Origin of the sequence: Roseibium suaedae (assembly GCF_900142725.1) — a bacterium.
GTDB classification, from domain to species: domain Bacteria; phylum Pseudomonadota; class Alphaproteobacteria; order Rhizobiales; family Stappiaceae; genus Roseibium; species Roseibium suaedae.
On sequence record NZ_FRBW01000001.1, the window covers coordinates 426,196 to 445,760 of the forward strand.

At 60.0% G+C, this 19,565-nt stretch carries 19 protein-coding genes; 12 read left to right on the forward strand and 7 right to left on the reverse strand.

Going from position 1 to position 19,565, the window contains the following annotated elements:
- The first annotated feature begins 5 nt into the window (after positions 1–5).
- From BUA94_RS01945 to BUA94_RS01965, 5 genes are all read left to right on the forward strand, one after another.
- Positions 6–818 carry a purine-nucleoside phosphorylase gene (locus tag BUA94_RS01945; RefSeq protein WP_073008122.1) on the forward strand — a complete coding sequence of 271 codons (813 nt, stop codon included), beginning with the start codon at positions 6–8 and terminating at the stop codon, positions 816–818.
- Positions 811–1,590, forward strand: coding sequence for a deoxyribose-phosphate aldolase (gene deoC, locus BUA94_RS01950; protein ID WP_073008125.1), 780 nt, complete (start codon positions 811–813; stop codon positions 1,588–1,590). The genes BUA94_RS01945 and deoC overlap by 8 nt, the downstream gene beginning before the upstream one ends.
- 1 nt (position 1,591) lies before the next feature.
- Positions 1,592–2,908: a thymidine phosphorylase gene (gene deoA, locus BUA94_RS01955; RefSeq protein WP_073008128.1), complete on the forward strand. Its 1,317-nt coding sequence runs from the start codon at positions 1,592–1,594 to the stop codon at positions 2,906–2,908.
- A 77-nt stretch (positions 2,909–2,985) separates the two neighbouring features.
- Positions 2,986–4,206 carry a phosphopentomutase gene (locus BUA94_RS01960; protein WP_073008131.1) on the forward strand — a complete coding sequence of 407 codons (1,221 nt, stop codon included), beginning with the start codon at positions 2,986–2,988 and terminating at the stop codon, positions 4,204–4,206.
- A gap of 106 nt (positions 4,207–4,312) precedes the next feature.
- Positions 4,313–5,308, forward strand: coding sequence for an adenosine deaminase (locus BUA94_RS01965; protein WP_073008134.1), 996 nt, complete (start codon positions 4,313–4,315; stop codon positions 5,306–5,308).
- A gap of 65 nt (positions 5,309–5,373) precedes the next feature.
- On the opposite strand, the gene BUA94_RS01970 is transcribed toward BUA94_RS01965, so the two are convergent.
- Positions 5,374–6,639 (reverse strand): MFS transporter, encoded by a 1,266-nt coding sequence (locus tag BUA94_RS01970; protein WP_073008137.1) that lies wholly within the window; start codon positions 6,637–6,639, stop codon positions 5,374–5,376.
- Between the two features lie 227 nt (positions 6,640–6,866).
- Here BUA94_RS01970 and BUA94_RS01975 point away from each other — a divergent pair, with 227 nt between their 5' ends.
- From BUA94_RS01975 to BUA94_RS02000, 6 genes are all read left to right on the forward strand, one after another.
- The gene (locus BUA94_RS01975) at positions 6,867–8,132 is read left to right on the forward strand and encodes a DUF1688 family protein (protein ID WP_139250986.1); all 1,266 of its coding nucleotides are present in this window, start codon (positions 6,867–6,869) and stop codon (positions 8,130–8,132) included.
- Between the two features lie 64 nt (positions 8,133–8,196).
- On the forward strand, positions 8,197–8,826 hold the full coding sequence (gene upp / locus BUA94_RS01980) for a uracil phosphoribosyltransferase (RefSeq protein WP_073008140.1): 630 nt from the start codon (positions 8,197–8,199) through the stop codon (positions 8,824–8,826).
- A 173-nt stretch (positions 8,827–8,999) separates the two neighbouring features.
- On the forward strand, positions 9,000–9,530 hold the full coding sequence (locus BUA94_RS01985) for a retropepsin-like aspartic protease family protein (protein WP_073008143.1): 531 nt from the start codon (positions 9,000–9,002) through the stop codon (positions 9,528–9,530).
- 71 nt (positions 9,531–9,601) lie between these two features.
- Positions 9,602–11,101 carry a phosphomannomutase/phosphoglucomutase gene (locus tag BUA94_RS01990; protein WP_073008146.1) on the forward strand — a complete coding sequence of 500 codons (1,500 nt, stop codon included), beginning with the start codon at positions 9,602–9,604 and terminating at the stop codon, positions 11,099–11,101.
- Positions 11,102–11,218: 117 nt separating this feature from the next.
- Complete coding sequence (locus tag BUA94_RS01995; RefSeq protein ID WP_073008149.1) at positions 11,219–12,217, forward strand: aldose epimerase family protein; 999 nt, start codon at positions 11,219–11,221, stop codon at positions 12,215–12,217.
- A gap of 27 nt (positions 12,218–12,244) precedes the next feature.
- Complete coding sequence (locus BUA94_RS02000; protein ID WP_073008152.1) at positions 12,245–13,282, forward strand: histone deacetylase family protein; 1,038 nt, start codon at positions 12,245–12,247, stop codon at positions 13,280–13,282.
- 63 nt (positions 13,283–13,345) lie between these two features.
- Here BUA94_RS02000 and BUA94_RS02005 read toward each other — a convergent pair whose 3' ends face one another.
- Positions 13,346–13,963: an HAD family hydrolase gene (locus BUA94_RS02005; RefSeq protein ID WP_073008155.1), complete on the reverse strand. Its 618-nt coding sequence runs from the start codon at positions 13,961–13,963 to the stop codon at positions 13,346–13,348.
- 121 nt (positions 13,964–14,084) lie between these two features.
- Here BUA94_RS02005 and BUA94_RS02010 point away from each other — a divergent pair, with 121 nt between their 5' ends.
- The gene (locus BUA94_RS02010) at positions 14,085–14,999 is read left to right on the forward strand and encodes a phosphate/phosphite/phosphonate ABC transporter substrate-binding protein (protein ID WP_175557977.1); all 915 of its coding nucleotides are present in this window, start codon (positions 14,085–14,087) and stop codon (positions 14,997–14,999) included.
- Between the two features lie 21 nt (positions 15,000–15,020).
- Here the strand turns inward: BUA94_RS02010 and BUA94_RS02015 are convergent, their stop codons facing one another.
- The 5 genes from BUA94_RS02015 to BUA94_RS02035 form a co-directional block, all read right to left on the reverse strand.
- Positions 15,021–16,196, reverse strand: a complete 1,176-nt coding sequence (locus BUA94_RS02015; RefSeq protein WP_073008161.1) for an acetate/propionate family kinase — start codon at positions 16,194–16,196, stop codon at positions 15,021–15,023.
- Positions 16,197–16,201: 5 nt separating this feature from the next.
- The gene (locus tag BUA94_RS02020; RefSeq protein ID WP_073008163.1) at positions 16,202–17,611 is read right to left on the reverse strand and encodes a bifunctional enoyl-CoA hydratase/phosphate acetyltransferase; all 1,410 of its coding nucleotides are present in this window, start codon (positions 17,609–17,611) and stop codon (positions 16,202–16,204) included.
- Between the two features lie 158 nt (positions 17,612–17,769).
- Entirely contained in the window at positions 17,770–18,330 is a 561-nt protein-coding gene (locus tag BUA94_RS02025) for a TadE/TadG family type IV pilus assembly protein (protein ID WP_073008167.1), read from the reverse strand.
- A gap of 8 nt (positions 18,331–18,338) precedes the next feature.
- Entirely contained in the window at positions 18,339–18,887 is a 549-nt protein-coding gene (locus tag BUA94_RS02030) for a TadE/TadG family type IV pilus assembly protein (protein WP_073008170.1), read from the reverse strand.
- Positions 18,888–18,946: 59 nt separating this feature from the next.
- Positions 18,947–19,471, reverse strand: a complete 525-nt coding sequence (locus tag BUA94_RS02035; protein ID WP_408011905.1) for a pilus assembly protein N-terminal domain-containing protein — start codon at positions 19,469–19,471, stop codon at positions 18,947–18,949.
- Between the last annotated feature and the right edge of the window lie 94 nt (positions 19,472–19,565).

Below are 19,565 nucleotides of genomic sequence, written 5' to 3' on the forward strand. Positions count from 1 at the left end.
CAGCGATGAGCGGTTTTGGACGAGAATGCGCGGATATTGTCCGCGCTGCCCGCCCCGGGTCCTATCGTATCGGCATGATCCTGGGCTCTGGTCTTGGATCCCTGGCAGAGGAAGTCGAGGACGCGGTCCGCATTCCCTATGCCAAGCTGCCTGAGTTTCCAATTTCCACGGTAACGTCCCACTCTTCCGAGCTGGTGGCGGGCACCTTGGGCGGCGTCCCGGTGGTGATCCTGGCTGGCCGGGCGCATTACTATGAAAGCGGCAATCCCGCGATCATGCGCACGCCGGTGGAAACGCTGAAGGAACTGGGCTGCGAAATCCTGCTGGCCACCAACGCCGCCGGATCCCTGCGCGAATCCGTTCCCCCGGGAAGCCCGATGCTGATCAGCGATCACATCAACTGGTCGGGCATGAACCCCCTGATCGGCGAGGAAGACGAAAAGCGCTTTCTCGACATGAGTGCCGCTTATGATCCCGAACTTCGGGCGGTCATGCAGAAGGTCGCCGTAGAAAGTGGCCAGCCGCTGGCTGAAGGCATCTACATGTGGTTCTCCGGCCCGTCTTTCGAGACCCCGGCGGAAATCCGCATGGCCAAGACCCTTGGCGCGGACGCGGTCGGCATGTCCACGGTTCCGGAAGTGATCATCGCGCGCTTCCTTGGCATGCGCGTTGCCGCCATGTCCATCATCACCAATCTGGGCGCCGGGCTGCAAAGCCATGCCCTGTCACATGACGAAACCAAGAGTGTGGCGCTGACCGGCATGAGCCGGATGAAGCAGCTCGTCCGTGGTTTCGTGAAGGAAATCGGAAATGATTGATCAGGCCGTTGCCTCTGCCTCCCGCCGCATTCTGGGGCTGGTGGATCTCACCAATCTGAACGACGACTGCACGGCTGCCGACATCACGGCGCTGTGCAAGCGCGCTGTGACGGTGCACGGCTCCGTTGCGGCCGTCTGCATCTGGCCGCGTTTCGTGGCGCAGGCCGTCTCCGAGCTGAAAGGCTCCGGGGTCAAGGTCGCGACTGTCGTCAACTTCCCTGCGGGTGGCATCGACACCAGCGCGGTCGTCGCAGAGACGGAAGCTGCGATCCGTGATGGTGCTGACGAGATTGATCTCGTCATGCCCTACCGGGCCTTCATGGAGGGCCGGAAGGGCTTCGCGGAAGAACAGATCATCCGGGTGAAGGCGGCCATTCCGACTCCTGCCATCCTGAAGGTCATCCTGGAAACCGGCGAACTGAAGGATCCGCTGCTGATCCACATGGCTTCCGAGATTGCCGTCAAGGCGGGCGCTGATTTCATCAAGACGTCCACCGGCAAGGTGCCGGTCAACGCGACAATCGAAGCAGCCGAGATCATGCTGACCGTGATCGAGGAGCATCGCCGCGACGCCTTGAAGGATGTTGGCTTCAAGCCTGCCGGCGGCATTCGCACGGTGGCGGATGCGGCTTCCTATCTGACACTCGCCGACAAGATCCTCGGCGCAAACTGGGTGTCTGCCTCGACCTTCCGTTTCGGCGCAAGCGGTCTGCTGGATGCGCTTCTCGGCGCCCTGGACGGAACCGGCCAGGGTGCCGGAGAAGGATACTGACATGCTGCCTCAGGAACTGATCCGCAAGAAGCGGGATGGCGGCACGCTGGACAAGGAAGAGATCGCCTTCTTCGTGAAGGGGCTTGCCGATGGCAGTGTGACCGAGGGCCAGGTGGCTGCTCTTGCCATGGCCGTGTTCTTCAAGGGCCTCAGCGTCGATGAGCGCGTGGCGCTGACGCTGGCCATGCGTGACAGCGGCGACGTCATGGACTGGTCGGATATCGAAGCGCCGGTGCTCGACAAGCATTCTACGGGCGGCGTTGGCGACAACGTCTCCCTCATGCTGGCGCCTGCTCTTGCAGCTTGCGGCGCTGCGGTGCCGATGATTTCCGGCCGTGGCCTTGGCCACACCGGGGGAACGCTGGACAAGTTCGACAGCATCCCCGGCTACAAGACCCAGCCGGACAACGAGCTCTTTCACAAGGTGGTCAAGGAAGTTGGCTGCGCTGTCATCGGTCAGACCGGCAATCTTGCCCCTGCCGACAAGCGCTTCTATGCCATCCGCGATGTGACCGGCACGGTGGAAAGCCTCGACCTGATCACAGCCTCCATCTTGTCGAAGAAGCTTGCCGCCGGGTTGCAGGGTCTCGTTCTGGACGTGAAGTGGGGCACTGGTGCCTTCATGGCAAAGCTCGAAGATGCCCATGCGCTGGCAGAAAGCCTCGTGCTGGTTGCCAATGGCGCGGGGCTGAAGACCACAGCCCTTTTGACCGACATGAACGAGCCACTGGCCTCCGCTGCCGGGAACGCGGTCGAAATGCAGAATGCCGTCGATTTCCTGAAAGGCACGGCCATCGACAACCGTCTGTGGGACATTACGGTTGCCCAGGGCGGTGAGCTTCTGGCAACCGGCGGTCTTGCAGCCTCTGCCAGCGACGGCGAAGACAAGATGCGTGCCGCCTTTGAAAGCGGCAAGGCGGCGGAAGTCTTCGCCCGCATGGTGACGGCTCTGGGTGGTCCGGCCGACTTCATGGAAAAGTCGGAGCTCTACCTGCCAAAGGCCAAGGTCATCGCCCCGGTTTATCCTGAGCACGATGGCGTCGTTACCGGGATCGACACCCGTGCCGTCGGCGTTGCAGTCGTTGGTTTGGGCGGTGGACGCCGGGCCGCTGCTGATGTGATCGACCCATCTGTCGGCTTCACGGATCTGGCGGGCGTTGGACATTCGGTCGATGCGGATGCGCCCATTGCCATCGTGCATGCGGCAACGGAAGCCGATGCGGAGGAAGCCGCCGTGATGCTGCGCCGGGCCTACAAGGTCGGCTCTCCTGCCGAAGTGACCGACCGGCCCTGCGTGGTCGGCCGCATCGCGCCCTGATCAATCCGGAGCCGGCAGACAAGCTGGCCCATTCTTCATCCGGCAGTCTGCCGGTCATGACAAAAGGGGAAACTCCCATGGCTCGTGCGATCCTGTGCGTATTGGACAGTTTCGGCATTGGCGGAGCAGAGGATGCTGACCGGTTCGGCGATGCCGGATCGGATACGCTTGGCCATATCGCAGCTGCCTGTGCCAGCGGTCAGGGTGACCGGGAAGGCTTGCGCTCTGGTCCCTTGCATCTGCCGAACCTGAACCGTCTGGGGCTTGGAGCTGCAGCCCTTCTGTCCACCGGGTCACCCGCCGCCGGGCTCCCGGCAGATGTGGAACCGGAAGGTCTCTGGGGCTATGCGGCGGAAGTTTCCAACGGCAAGGACACGCCGTCCGGCCATTGGGAAATCGCCAGCGTTCCGGTCCGGTTCGACTGGGGCTATTTCCCGGAAACCATCCCGACATTCCCGGCGGAGCTGATCGGGAAGATCATTGCGGCTTCCGATATCGATGGCATTCTTGGTGACAAGCATGCCTCGGGCACGGAAATCATCGCGGATTTGGGTGAAGAGCATCTGCGCACCGGCAAGCCGATCTTCTACACATCGGCCGACAGCGTCATCCAGATTGCTGCCCATGAAGAGACTTTCGGTCTCGAGAGGCTTTACAAACTTTGCGAGATCACCCGGGAACTGGCTGATCCCTATAACATCGGCCGGGTGATTGCCCGTCCGTTTGAGGGAACCTCTTCCGCTGATTTCCAGCGCACACCCAACCGGCGCGACTATTCGGTTCTGCCGCCGGAGCCGACCTTGCTGGACCGTCTGACGGAGGCTGGCCGCACCGTGATCGGCGTCGGCAAGATCTCCGATATCTTTGCCCATCAGGGCGTCACCAAGGTGCTGAAGGGCGCGGGCAACGATGCCCTGTTCGACAAGACCCTGGAGGCGATGGATCAGGCGGGCGACGGGGACCTCGTCTTCTCCAACTTCATCGATTTTGACTCGCTCTATGGGCACCGGCGGGATGTTCCCGGTTACGCGGCAGCGCTCGAACATTTCGACCGGCGGCTGCCGGAAATGATTGCCCGCATGCGGGAAGGGGATCTTCTTATCCTGACGGCTGACCACGGCTGCGATCCGACTTGGCGCGGGACAGATCATACCCGCGAGCATGTTCCGGTTCTGGTCGCTGGGCCGGGTCTGAAGGGGCGCAGTATCGGCGGCAGGTCAACCTATTCGGATATCGGCGAAAGCATTGCCGAGCATCTCGGCATCCCGAAAGGCCCGCACGGCACCAGCTTCCTGTAACGCCTCGCTTCGAGGCGTCTCACCGGGGGCAAACGCGCTGGACGGGAATCGGGAAGCCGCGTAGTCCTTTTAGAACGTCATCCGCAGAGGTCGGTTCAGCAGCGCCATGATCCAGCATGTCACCATGCCAAAGGCAGAATTGCATTGCCATATCGAAGGCGCAGCACCGCCTTCGCTGGTCCAGCGCCTTGCCGAAAAATATCGCGTTGATGTGTCTTCGGTCATCAACGCCAAGGGCCAATATATCTGGAGCGATTTCACCAGCTTCCTGAAAGCCTACGATCTGGCAAGCTCGGTGTTCCGCACGCCTGCAGACTATGCCCTGCTGTCGGAAACCTATTTCCGGATGCTTGCGGCGGAAGGGGCTATCTACGGGGAGATCTTCATTTCGCCCGATCATGCCCAGTCCGCCGGCCTTTCTTATCGCGCCTATGTCGAAGGGCTTGCCGCCGGGATTGAAGCGGCCAAGGAAGGCACGGGCATTGAAGGGCGGATGATCGCCATTGGCGTTCGTCACTTCGGTGCAGCCTCTGTCGAAAGGGTTGCCCGGGAAGTGGCGTCGACGCCACATCCCATGGTGACGGGGTTTGGTCTGGCAGGTGACGAGCGGGAGGGACATCCGGCCAATTTCGCCAAGGCATTCCGTATTGCCGGAGAGGCAGGCCTCGGCTTGACCGCTCATGCGGGAGAATTTGGCGGTGCAGACAGCATCGTTGCCGCCCTTGAGTTCTTGCGGGTCAAGCGGATCGGTCATGGTGTCCGGGCCATTGAGGACAAGGACCTGATGAAGCGCCTGGTCGATGAAAAGATCGTCCTGGAGGTATGCCCCGGCTCGAACACGGCTCTCGGCGTCTATTCGGTTCTGCGCTTCCACCCGGTGAACATGCTGCGCAAGGCAGGAATCCGGGTGACGCTGAACTCCGACGATCCGCCGTTCTTCCACACAACGCTGGGCAAGGAATATTCCTCCGTTGCCAAGATATTCGGGTGGAGCTTCGAAGAGCAGATGGACATTACCCGCACCGCGTTACAAGCGGCCTTCTGCGACGAAGGCACGCGCCAGCGGCTTCTGGTTCGTCTGGACAGCGCCCGGCACGGCTAGTGCACGTCTCCCAAAAGTTGACCCCGGTTTTGGGAGAAAAGCATGCGTGAAGTCCCAAAGGGGCTTCAGCTCGCTTCCTGCATCTCGATGGCTTCTTCCTGATCGGTTCGGGGATCCAGAACTGCAGCTTCCAGCGTGTTGATCCGGGTGGTTGAAACGACCGGAACGAAGTCGGTCTTTTCTTCCTTTGTCAGAGCAGCCCGCTGAGTGATGCGCCAGATCGCAAACAGCATCATCGTCAGGTGCGCTGCAGCGGTGACCTGGAAAAGAGCACTTGGAGAAGTCGCGGTCATGAGGCCTGCGGCGGCCAGCGGGCCGATCATGGTGCCCGTGCCGAAGATGAGAAGCAGGCCGCCGCTGGTCTTGAGGAAATCGCCTGGATCCGCGTGGTCACTCGCATGGGCGACAATCACCGGATACATGGAATAGATCGTGCCGCCAAAGCCGCCGATCATGGCAATGGTAAGCACCGGGTTGGTGCCGCCGAAGATTGAGATCGACGTGCCGAGAGCCATGGCCGTGAGGGCAAGGCCGACAAGCACCAGGCGCCTGTCAGTCCGGTCGGAGATGAAGCCGACCGGGATCTGGATCAGCGCACCTGCCAGCAGCGCAAGGCTCATCATGATGGCAATGTCGGAGACTTCGAGACCGATCCTGCGCCCGTAGACGGCGCCCAGAGTGCCGAAAGCCCCGTTGGAGATGCCGACCAGAAACACGGCTACCACCGCAATCGGCGAATTGCGCCAGAGCTTCTTCGGATCGAGGCGGGCCTGGGTCAGGGGTGTCGGGCTGGTGGCGGTGGACAGGGCCGTGGGCAGCAGCGCGAGCGAATAGATGATCGAGCCGATGACGAAGAAGGTGAAACCATTGGGATCGCCCAGGGTCAGCAGCATCTGGCCGGCAGTCGTCGCTCCGAGATTGATCATCGTGTAGATGCCGAAGATCCTGCCGCGGGTTTCATTGGTCGCTCGCTCGTTCAGCCAGCTCTCCACGATCATCGCTGCGCCGGCAAAGCAGAAGCCGGACAAGGACCGCAGGATTACCCAGGCCAGCGGGTTCATCAGCAGAAGATTTAGAAGCAGAGTGATCCCGGCCAGCGAACAGAGCGCACCAAAGGTCCGCACATGGCCGACACGCTTCACGATCACCGGCACCAGCAGGCAGCCCGCCATGTAGCCCATCGCCCAGCCTGCTCCGAGAAGGCCGAGGGACGTGTCGGAAAAGCCCTCTGCAAGACCCCGGACCGGCAGAAGCAGACCGTGCAACCCGCCTGCCAGCAGCAGAAGGGCGGATCCGATGAGCAGGGCGGCGATGGAAATGACTGTGGACATGCGGACTCAATCAAATTCGATGGCAGGAAACGGGCTCGCGCTGAGAAACGCTCTGCAGGAGGTACATGAAGCAGTCTCCAGAGGTTTCAATGCCGTATCAGGTTGCACCCTGATCGCAATCATTGGAGAAGGGTTTCACGACATTGGTTTCTTTTCAAGGCAGCTTGTCGAACGGCCCACACTCCGTTCAAGTTGAGCTGCCGCTCATTTTCTCGCTGGAGCTGACCTTGACCGCCCCTGATCTTCCCTCTGCTGCCATCCGGATGCTCTCAGCTGCGGAGGTGAAAACGAGGACAGCGCTTGTCGCCAAGACGGTCTTGGATGGCCTGTCGCAAACCGGTGTAAGTGCGGATCTGGAAAAACTGGAGGCTGCAGCGGATCTGGCTGAAAAGACCATGACCGGGGGCTTCCCGGACCTTCAGCTGCCTCCGCACGGGTGTTGGCGCTTCTTTGAGCTGGACGGACTCGACCGCTGGGCCATGCTGGCCTCCGCAAGGGAGTTTGCCTCCGCTGAAGAAATGCTGCGCTGTGCGGGGGATCTGGTGATCCTTGCATCGGTGCTGAATGTCAGGACACCCGAAGGCTGGCGTTTTGAGGAACAGCTGACCGGCAGGACATATCAGGGTGCTGCCGGCCGGGCCATCGCTGCCTTGACCATGTTTGCAGCTGGCAGCTTTTCCGCAGAGCCGGAGGATCCCTTGCGTCTGGATGCGCATGCGCTGATCCGGCTGGAAGCAGACGAAATCGCCGCAGGCCTGCAGCTTGATCCTGACGCCCATTCGGATCTGATCAGGGACATCACCCATCATCTGAAGCGCCTTGGTGAAGCAATCGGCTTGCGGCCGGATCTCTTCGAAAGGGACGAAAGCACCCGGCCGGGCCACCTGCTTGAACAGCTTTGGGCTGACGCCGAAGACGGAATGGTTTCCGCTGCCCAGTGTCTGGAGCTTGTTCTTGATGGTCTCTCCCCTCTCTGGCAGGGCGGGGAGAGCCTCAACGAGGTCCTCCTCGGTGATTGCTGGCAGCATTCGCGCCTGCTTCAAGAGGGGGATGCTCCGGGATTGGTGCCTTTTCACCTGCCCGCCCTCGAGATCACCTATTCCTTCCTTGAGCCCCTGGCTTGGGCGGGCGTTCTTGTCTCGGGTCTCGAAGATCTCCCCGGCCTTGCAGATCTCACTCACGTGTTCTTCTTTCTGGAGACCGGTGTTTTGACGCTCCAGTCCGGCCGGGAGGGGACCCCGCTCAGCCAGCAGGATGCCTTGGACCGGATGATCGAACTGCGGGCAACTGCGCTGGTTCTTCTGGAAAAATTGGCGAGCCTTCTGCGCGGCAGGATGGAGGCGTCTTCTGACGAGCTGCCTCTCACATGCCTGATGGCTGCAGCAACTTTGCCGGCGGCCCGAGAAATTGCGGGTAAAAATCCGGTCCATTGGGACAAAGCAGCGAATAGCCTTGGTGGCGGGGGTGTTTTTTGGCTTCCGTTCGGGGCATAGGACGGTAAAACAGATCATCCACTTCCGCCCCGGACAAGGGGCCAGAGCACAAGAGAGGCACATCATGTCCGGAGCCACTGTCGTCAATCATCCCCTGGTCCAGCACAAGCTGAGCATCATGCGGGACAAGGCAACGTCCACCCAGGGTTTCCGCCGCCTGCTGCGCGAAATCTCGCTGCTCCTTTGCTATGAAGTGACCCGTGACCTGCCGGTGGTCCTGCAGACCATCGAAACTCCGATCTGTGAGATGCAGGCCCCGACGATTGCTGGCAAGAAGCTCGTGTTCGCGTCGGTCCTGCGCGCTGGTAACGGCCTTCTGGAAGGCATGCTGGATCTGGTTCCGTCCGCTCGCGTGGCGCATATCGGTCTTTATCGCGATCCGGAAACCCTGAAGCCGGTCGAATATTACTTCAAGGCACCGGAAGACCTGAACGAGCGTCTCGTGATCGTCGTTGACCCGATGCTTGCAACCGCGAATTCCGCAATCGCCGCGGTTCAGAAGCTGAAGGATCGCGGTGCGACCAATATCCGGTTCCTGTGCCTGCTGGCCGCTCCCGAAGGCGTTGCCAAGTTCAACGAGTCTCATCCGGACGTACCGGTCTTCACCGCTTCCATCGACGAGAAGCTGAACGACCACGGCTATATCGTCCCGGGTCTCGGTGATGCCGGTGACCGGATGTACGGCACGAAATAAGCTCTCGCGGCCATTTCTGACTTTTGATGGCGCCAGACTCCGGTCTGGCGCCATTTTTGTGGTGACCCTGAATGGTTTGGAAGACTGGTCCCCTCAACAGGCTCGTCTCTTTCACAGGATGATAAGGGTCCTCTGGTAGAAACCGGGAGATCTGAGGGGGAGAACCTGCGTTCATGTGGCGTTACGCCATTTTCATTGGCTTCATTCTGGCGCTCGTTCCGCTTGTCCCCCAGTATTTCGGGAACCAGAACGAGGGTGCGGGCGTTATCCGTCCGAAGGACGAGCGGTCGCCGGGCGCAAACTCCGGTGAACAATCGGACAGAACGGGCACTGGCCGCCGTCATGTTGTCCAAATGTCGCCTAATGGTGCCTACATGACTGAAGCGCGGGTGAATGGACGAACGCTGACAATGCTGATTGACACTGGTGCAAGTGCCGTGGCGCTTCCGGAGCGGGATGCCCGATCTATGGGTATTTTTGCCCAGCCTTCCGACTTTCGAATTCCCGTGAAAACCGCTAATGGCATTGTCAACGGCGCATCGGCCAACGTGAGGGATCTGGAGCTTGGAGACGTTCGACTGAAAGACATTCCGGCCCTTGTGTTGCCGGACAGAGCTCTTTCGACCCCATTGCTGGGCATGTCCGCCCTCAACCGGCTGAGCCGGTTCCATTTTTCCAATGACACACTAGTTCTGGTTCAATAGTATCCCTGCCGTTTCTATGCAGTTCTTTATTGAGTGCAAGTTCACGTCCGGCAGTTCCTGAGGAGTGATAGATGTTTCCGAAGCCGCAGGCTTTCCTGAAGTCGAATACCTATGCCTATGAATCGCAGCCCATGGTGAAGCCGACGGGCTTCCGCGAGTATGACGCTCGCTGGTTGTTCGAGAAGGAAATCAACCTGATGGGCATGCAGGCTCTCGGTCTCGGGATCGGGACCTTGATGCATGAGCGCGGCGTGCGGCCGGACATTGTGGTTGGTCACGACTTCCGCGGCTATTCCGCGTCCATCAAGATGGCTGTGATCAATGGCCTGATGGCTGCCGGCATCAACGTGCATGACATCGGTCTTGCCCTGTCGCCAATGGCCTATTTCGCGCAGTTCGCGCTGGATGTTCCGGCTGTGGCGATGATCACCGCCTCGCACAATGACAATGGCTGGACCGGCGTGAAGATGGGCATCGACCGCCCTCTGACTTTCGGACCGGAAGAAATGGGCCGTCTGAAGGACATCGTCCTGGAAGCCAAGTTCGACGTTCGCGGTGGCGGCAGCTACAAGTATGTCGACGGCTTTGCAGAGGTCTATATCAAGGACCTGACCAGCCGCGCCAAGCTCAAGCGCCCGATCAAGGTCGTGGCAGCCTGTGGCAACGGCACGGCCGGTGCATTTGCTCCGCGCATTCTGGAAATGCTTGGTGCGGAAGTCATTCCGCTCGACGCCGAACTCGATCACACGTTCCCGCGCTACAATCCGAACCCGGAAGACATGAAGATGCTGCATGCGCTTCGTGACAAGGTTCTGGAAGTTGGCGCAGAAGTCGGTCTCGGCTTTGACGGCGACGGCGACCGCTGCGGCGTGGTGGACAATGAAGGCGAAGAGATCTTCGCCGACAAGGTTGGCGTCATGCTGGCCCGGGACATTTCCGCGATCTACCCGAACTCCCAGTTCGTGGTCGACGTGAAGTCCACCGGCCTCTTCAACACCGATCCGGTTCTGAAGGCCAACGGCGCGAAGACCGACTATTTCAAGACCGGCCATTCCTACATCAAGCGCCGGGTGACCGAGCTGGGTGCGATTGTCGGCTTTGAAAAGTCCGGCCACTATTTCTTCAACCCGCCGATCGGCCGTGGCTATGACGATGGCGTCGTGTCCGCACTCGCCATTCTCGACATGCTGGACCGGAACCCGGACAAGACCATGGCGGACCTGCGCCGGGATCTGCCGAAGACCTGGGGTTCTCCGACCATGTCGCCGCATTGCGACGACGAGATCAAGTACGGCATCGTCGACAAGGTGGTCGCCCGGTTCAAGGACATGCAGGCGAAGGGTGAAACCGTCGCCGGATCCAAGATCGTCGATCTCATCACCGTCAACGGCGTGCGCGTTGTGACGGAAGATGGCACCTGGGGCCTGGTCCGGGCATCGTCCAACAAGCCGGAACTGGTGGTCGTTGTCGAAAGCCCGGCTTCCGAAGAGCGCCTGCATGCCATGTTCAAGGCAGTGGACGCTGTTCTGCGGGAAAACCCGGAAGTCGGCGAATATAATCAGACGCTGTGATCTTTTGATCCATGCTGTAGATTGGGCGGCGCATGCTTGCGCCGCCCTTTTTGTATCTTAACAAGGGCGGCGTTTTTCAGCCGTGCATGAGACGCTTGGGGCAAGGAAGAGACAAAGATGATCCGGGAATTCGACCGGCTTGAAGACGGTACCGTCGTTGAGGAAATCACCCTGAAGAAGGGCGCGCTGGAAGCCAGGGTTCTGACTTTCGGCGCAATCATCCGGGACCTGATCTTTGACGGCAAGTCCAGGATCCTTGGGTTCGAAAGCCTGGAAGGCTATCTCAAGTACGGCCCCTATTACGGTGCTGTTCCGGGCCGTTGTGCGAACCGGATTGCCAATGGCCGGTTCGAGCTGGAGGGAGAGACCATTCAGCTTGCACTGAACCCGAACAGCAAGCATCATCTCCATGGTGGACCGAACGGGTTTGCCCGGCGGATCTGGACGATCGAGCAGCACGACAAGGCCAGTGTTCTCCTGAAATACGTCTCCGATGACGGGGAGGAGGGCTATCCGGGCCGTTGTGAGGTTCTTTGCCGTTACACACTCACTGGATCTGGCGCCTTGCGGGTGAAATTCACGGCCACCACGGACAAGGTGACGCCGGTCAATCTGACCCAGCACGCCTATTTCAATCTCGATGGTGAGGGGGACATTCTGGACCACACGCTCGAGATTGCCGCCGAGACCTATCTGCCCGTCGATGCGGAATTGATCCCGACCGGTGAAATCCGCAACGTGGCCTGGACGCCCTATGATTTCCGGGAAGGGCGCAAGATCCGCCGGAAGGCTGGGGAAGAGGGCGTGGTCTATGATCACAATTTCTGCCTCAGTGATGCGCCGCGCGAGGACGTGGCCTTTGCCGCGGCGCTCGAAGACAGCCAGGGGGAATGCCGGATGGAGGTCTGGACCACCGAGCCAGGTGTTCAGCTCTATGATGCGCAAGGGGTGAATGTTCCCGTTCCCGGTCTCGGAGGCCAGACCTACGGCGCCTTCGCGGGCCTCTGTCTTGAGACCCAGCGCTGGCCGGACAGTGTGAACCGCAGCAATTTCACGCCCGTTCTGCTGCATCCGGGTGAGACTTATAGCCATGTCACGGAGTTCCGGTTCTCCTGACGGACTTGAAAGAAAGGCTGCCCGCTCATGAAGACGGTGTTTTCGCCGGTCGAACTCAAGCATGCGCCGAAGAACGAGATTGCTGACGGTCAGCTTCGGCCGGCCGTCGAAATCCCGTCGCGGGCGGAAATCGTGCTTCGTACGGTTCAGGAGCGGGCGCTTGGCGAGGTGGTCGAGCCCCTCGATTTCGGTTCGCAGCCGTTGCACCGTATTCATGCCGCCGACTATCTGGCGTTCATGGAAAGTTTCTGGGACAGGTGGATCGCCGAAGGCCGGACGGCGGAAGAGGCCTTTCCCTATGTCTGGCCCATCCGGAGCCTAAGGGCTGATCCTGTGCCGGAGCATATCGATGGATTGCTCGGGCGCTATTCCATGGATGCGGGCACGCCAATCGGTCCTTTCACCTTTGAAGCTGCCAAGGCCTCGGCCAATGCTGCGCTGACGGCAGCTCAACTGGTCAAGGATGGAGGAGAAGGTTCTGCTTTCGCTCTTTGCCGTCCTCCCGGGCATCACTGCGGCAAGGATTTCTTCGGCGGATATTGTTTCCTGAACAATGCAGCGATTGCTGCCCAGTGGCTGCTGGATCAGGGCGCGCACAGGATTGCGATCCTCGACGTCGATTATCATCACGGCAATGGCACGCAGGCGATTTTCTACGACCGTCCGGACGTGCTGTTCCTGTCGCTTCATGCGGATCCCCGGCATGAGTATCCGCATTTTCTCGGTCATGAGGATGAAACCGGTGAGAAGGCGGGAACAGGCTTTACGCGCAATTGGCCCCTGCCGCTTGGGACAGGCTGGGAAACCTATTCGGAGGCATTGGAAGAGGCCTGCCGCTGGCTCCATGTCTACAAGCCGGACTATCTTCTGGTGTCTCTCGGCATGGATTGTTACCGGGAGGATCCGATTTCGAAATTCCGCTTCAACAGCGAAGACTTCACGTCGCTCGGGCAGCGTCTCAAGCGGCTTGGCCTGCCGATCGTCTTTCTCATGGAGGGCGGCTACGCGGTCGATGCCTTGGGCACGAATTGCGTCAATGTTCTGGACGGCTTCAAGCGCGCCTAAGCGGGGACTTCCGATCGTCTGTCCCGGCAAAGAGCCGGGACAGTATTTAAAACAAACCCAGGATCAGACCGGCAGCCCGAGTTTCTTGAGCTCTTCACGCAGCTTGTCCGGGTGCTGGAAATGGACGGCATGCATACCCGCTGCGCGGGCTGCGTCGACGTTCTTCGGGGAATCGTCGATGAAGACACAAGTTCCGGCGTCCAGTCCGTTCCGCTCCAGCAGAACCTCATAGATGCGCAGGTCCGGCTTCAGGAGACGCTCGTCAGCGGAGACGACGATGTCCCGGAACGATGTCTTCAGGAAGGGGAACCGGGTCTGGGCCTCGGTGAATTTCTCGGAGGAGAAATTGGTGATCGCATAAAGCGGTGTTTGCGCGGCCTTGAGTTCTTCAAGGATTGCGACCGTTCCGGCAATCTCACCCGGCACCATGTCGTGCCAGCGGTCGCGGTAGGCTGTGATCAGGTCGCGCTTTTCCGGATATTCCGCGACCAGAAGCTCCACGGCCTCATCCCAGCTGCGGCCCCGGTCCTGCTCGAGGTTCCAGTCGTAGCTGCAGATTTCGGTGAGGAAATGCGCACGCTCTGCCGCGTCAGGAAGCAGGTGCTGATAGAGATGGTTCGGGTCCCACTCGATCAGGACATTGCCGATGTCAAAGACGACGGTGGTTGCTTTTGCGGTCATGGGGTCCCCAAATGTTGCGGCTGAATGTGCCGCATGAAATAGGCAGGTCAAACTGGTAAATTCAGGTGAGCGACTCGCTCCGGATGGAAGGAAGCCTATCTGAAATGGCAGAAAAATGGTCGTGAGAATTCTTGGCATCCTGACCTGCGTCTGCACTCTGCTGGTGTCGGGCCTGACCAGTTCCGCGTCAGCGCAATCGTTCTCACGGTTCAAGTTTGGCGTCGCCGTTGGAACGGATGAAGAGATCCGCGAGCGGATCGAGCCCTTCAGGCTGTATCTGGAAGAGGTTCTGGACAGGCCGGTTGATCTGTTTCTCATTCCGACCCTGGACGAACTGACCGCCGCCCTCGTCAATGGCGACGTGGATTATGCAGTGCTGTCCGGCTCTGCCTATGGGGCAGCTTCTGCCTTTTGCGGCTGCGTGGAGCCGCTGGTCAGCGCAAGACCTGACGTGGGCAACGGGCGCTATCATGCGGTTGTGATTTCCCGGCGCCCGCTGACCATGGCGGATCTCGCAGGCAAGCGGCTGGCCGTTCAGGACAGCGGTTCCACGACAGGCTATCGGATACCGCTCGCCAATCTTGAGAAGCAGGGGATCAATGTCAGGGAGCATTTCCGCACGCTGCTTCGCGTTGAAACCGGCGTCGACGGATTGCTGGCCGTCATGGATGGCCGTGCCGATGCCAGCCTTGGCTGGTCGACCCTGACTGGCAGTCCGCAAACCGGTTACACGGCCGGCACGCTCAATGACTATTTCCTCAGCGGCGCGAGAGGGCTCGACAAGCTCACGGTCGCCTGGACGTCTGCGCCTTTGCCCTATGATGCGCATGCGGTGAGAGTAAATCTGCCGGATGATCTCAAGACGCGGCTGAAGGACGGGCTGTTGCAGCTTCTGGGCCAGGCTCCGGATGTCTATCTGGCCATCGAGCCTGACTTGCCGGGCGGGTTCCTGAGCGTGAAGGAAGCCGATTATGATGCCTTCAAGGCGACGTTTGGTGAGGACGCCCGGAAGGTTCTCGAGCGCCCTCAGCCATAGAGGAGTTTAAGGGTCCGAACCCTAAGCCGGTAACAGCGAAAACGTGTGCCGGCGGATCATTTCTTCCTCATTTGTCGGCACCACCAGGATCTTGACCCCGGACGTGTCCTTGGAAATGACCGCTTCAGCCGCTGCATTCCGGGCTGCGTCGATTTCCATGCCCAGCCAGTCCTGATTGGCACAGACCTCGGACCGCACGAGGGCTGAATGCTCTCCAATGCCGCCGGTAAAGACGACTGCATCCAGGCCGCCCAGGACAGCGGCCATAGCGCCGATTTCCCTGCGGATGCGGAAGACAAAATAGTCGATGGCCTTGCGGGCCTCTGCGCTGCGGCTCTCAGACAAGGCCCGCATGTCGGAGCTGATCCCCGAGAGCCCGAGCAGACCGGACTTCTTGTAGAGAAGATCCGAGATTTCGGCCCCGGTCATGCCCTTGGTCGCCAGGAGATAGAGAACGACGCCCGGGTCCAGCTGACCGGTTCGTGTGCCCATCGGCAATCCATCCAGGGCGGTGAAGCCCATGGTGGAGTCGATGCTTTGCCCTGCCTGCAGGGCGCACATGGAGGCGCCGTTGCCCAGGTGGGCGACGATCACCCGTCCCTTGGAGAGTTCCGGATGCCGGTCCGCAAGATGGGAGGCGATATATTCGTAGGACAGCCCGTGGAAGCCGTAGCGCCGGACACCTTCGTCATAAAGCTCCCTGGGAAGCGCGAAGGTGTCGTTGACCCAAGGGTGGTCCCGGTGAAAGGCGGTGTCGAAACAGGCCACCTGAAAGGCCTCCGGGAAGGCCTGCCGGGCGGCAAGAATGCCCGCCACATTGTGCGGCTGGTGCAAAGGCGCAAGCGGGATCAGGGCTTCCAGATCACGGATCACGCTGTCATCAACCGCAACAGGTGCCACGAAAGAGTGTCCGCCATGGACCACCCGATGGCCGACCGCGTCCACCTTGAGGTCGCCGCACGTTGCGCTGATGGCAGCCAGAACCGCCTGCAGGGCATGGCGGTGATCCTGGCCCTCTGTTGCAGACAGAGCTTCATCCCGCTTCTGGCCGGACTTGATCACCTTCAGTTCAATCCTCGGACTTGTGCCGAGGCCTGACACTTGTCCGTGCAGCCTTTCGCAGGACCCGTCATAGAGCGTGAACTTGATGGAGGAGGAGCCGCAGTTGAGAACTAGCGTTGTGATGCCTTGGCTCATGCAGGTCACTCCGCGGCTGTGAAGGGCGCAACGGCGGAGCCGGTTTCCTGCCAGTGATGGTAGAGCAGGGCGAGGGCACAGGACGCCATGCGCGAGCGGGCATCATCGGCGCGGGATGTCAGGATGACCGGCACCTTTGCCCCGACCACAAGGCCGGCTGCCTCCGCGTGGGCGATGAAGGTGAGTTCTTTCGCCAGCATATTGCCGGATTCAAGGTTCGGGACAATCAGAACCTCGGCCTGACCGGCCACCAGAGACTTGATGCCCTTGGTGCGGGCTGCCTGCAGGTCGATTGCGTTGTCCATGGCCAGCGGACCGTCAACGATGCCGCCACGGATCTGGCCACGGTCTGCCATCTTGGAGAGGATGGCGGCGTCCAGGCTGGACGGGATTGCCGGGTTCACCGTCTCGATGGCCGACAGGATGCCGACCTTCGGCATTTCCATGCCGAGAGACAGGGCGACATTGATGGCGTTCTGGGTGATGTCGACCTTTGCTTCCAGATCCGGAGAGATGTTGATCGCAGCATCGGAAATCAGAACAGGCGTTTCCCGGCCGGGAATGTCCATGATGAAGACGTGGCTGATGCGCTTGCGGGTGCGCAGGCCTCCGTCGCGTTTGACGATGTGGCGGAGCAGGTCGTCCGAATGAAGGTGGCCCTTCATCACGGCGCCAGCCCTGCCTTCATGCACCATGGCGACGGCGCGGGCTGCGGCAGCATCCTCGTTTTCCGTGTGGACGATGGTCAGGCCGGACAGATCGGCACCAAGCTCCCGAGCCGTTTCCTCGATCTTCGTGCTGTTGCCAATCAGGATCGGTTCGATCAGTCCTTTGCGCGCAGCATCGAGCGCGCCTGCCAGGGACGATGTATCCTCGGGGGCGACGACGGCCGTGGGCAGGCTCGGCAGGGTCCGGGCGAGGGAAATCAACCGATTGAAATGCCGATGGCGCTCGATCAGAAGCGCGGGGATCTGCGAGCCGTCAAACTCGATCTGCCGGGTTGGCGCCGAGACTTCAGCGATGCCTTCGGCCACGACCGTATCATCGGGCAGAAGTACGCGCGTGGTCAGACGGATCTTGTTGTCCGGCAGTTTTTCCGTGACCTCGATCCGGATCGTCAGGCTGTCGCCGAGTCCTGCCTGTTTGCGGAAGTTCAGGGTCTGTGACCTGTAGACAGTCCCGGGGCCAGGCAGGATGTTGCCAAGAACGGCGGAGATCAGGCCGCCGATCCACATGGCCGGTGCAAATGGCTTGTCGTTCTTGCCGTCGCCCGTCCAGTCGGTGTCGGGAAGATGCAGCGGATTCCGGTTGCCGGAAGCATGAGCGAAGATCAGCAGATCGTTCGTCGAGCAAACCTTGGTGATCTCCGCCACATCGCCGATTGCGATCTGGTCGTACGTCTTGTTCGTCGCCATGATTGGCCCCTTGTCTCTGGCTTGCAGCAGGCGCCCGAACCGGGCTGCTGCAGTGCGGCACAAGCGCAACCTAGTCAACGGTTGCGAGCAATCAAGTCAGGACAAGTCATTATTGCGCCACGTCAATCCTTGCGAAATAGCGCAAGCGCAGAGCCGGCTCAGGTCTTGGTGACCTTGGTCGTCAGGCGCGGGCGCAGGTAGACGGCACCGGACATTTCGAACTTTGTCGCCCGTGGAAAGATATTCTGGGCAAGCGTCGCGAACATGGCGACATAGTTGTACTTGGTCTGGCAGACGATAATGGACTTGTTGGCAGCGATGACACCACTTGGAATGGTGATCGGCGGAGCTTGTCCGCTGGTCCATGGCGTGCCGCCGGTCTGATTTGAACTCCAGTCGACGGTTGCCTTCTTGTCAGCGTCAAACGAAACGCTGGCAACAATCACAGTCATGCTGCTGGCATCGTACGGTTCCATGATGTAGGTGCGCGCCTGCATCAGGTCGGCAAGTCCCGTGGAGGTCACGGTGGTTGCGCGGGCCACGATGTCGCCGATCGCGTTGGCCACCTGGCTCACTTTTCTGTTCTGGTTCAGGGCAGTGGTCGTTTCCGCCATGCCGATGAGCAGAATGATAAGGAAGGGCAGGATCAGAGCAAATTCGACTGCAGCGACGCCGCGAGTGTTTCTGAGGAGGCGGCGAATTAGAGAAAGCTTGATCATCTCTGTTCTTATCCTCCGTAAACGTAGGGTTCGTTGCGGAAGACGGCGGTTGAATAGATCAGCCGCTCCATATTGCTGGTGTCGCCGGCATCCATTCGCGTGAACGATGTGAACATGGGCCAGCGGTACAGAACCCGGACGACCATGATGGAACTCGCCGAACCTGACGTATAGGAGTTTGTGCCCGCCGTCTTGCCGTCCGCATCTGTCATGGAAGGCAGGTTGTTGGAATCCGCAAGCGACGCGAAATCATTGAAAGCACGAACATCGATCTCGAGCCGGGAGGCAACACAGAAGATGCTGAGGTTCTCGCAAAGATCCGTCTTGAATTGCTCTTTTGTGAAGTTCCGTGCCTGGCCGGTTCTCAGCAGGCGAGAAGATTCAAGCGTGGCATGATCGAGCACTTGATTGACGAAAAAGGCGAGCCCGAATTCGATCAGCCCGAACAGCAGCATGAAGAAGGGAATGCTGACCGCCGCGAATTCGATCGCGGTAACACCGCGCTTGTCCCGTTTCAGGCGGAGCAGGAAAGGTTTGATGCCAATCTTGCGCTGCATTCCGGATGCCTCGTGTGTTTCGGAACAATGAAACGGGAAGAGCGGCATTTGGAAGTCGCCTAATTGGAAGGGGCCGAAGCCGGCGAGCCGACTGCGGCTCCGAGCGATAGTGAGTTGCGGGCAGTGGCCTGTTCGGTGATTACCTTGAAGCCGTTTTCAGAATTGCCAACCTTCAGGGTCGGGTCACACTGCGGTGAGCAGGAGTATGTGTCCTGTTCGGTCTTGCGGGTGACGACGACAGTGTTGGCTGCAGCGCCACTGACTGTCACGACCTCATCGATGATGGGTTCGTTCTTGGCATCCAGAATAATGAGGTTCGTGTTGCCGTAAAGCTTTCCGGTCACAACCACAGTATTGCGGTCCTGCATCACAACATCTGCAATGAGCGGATTGCCAACGATCACGGAAGCGGCAGGTTCGTCGATCCGGAAGACTTTTGCGTGATCCATCACAACGTGAACGCCTTCACCTGCGTTGGCATGTCCACACATTGCCACCGCAAAAAGGGAAGCTATCCCGACCATTCTCTTGAAATCGGTGTTCATGACCAAGCCTACTCCACGTCCAAACCGGTTCATGAGCATTTACCAAGACTATGGTGAAGGAAGCCCTAACGCTGACTTTTCTCTGCTTTCAGCCTGTAGTGAAGGGTTGGTTCAGCGTGCGGCGGAAGGCTGT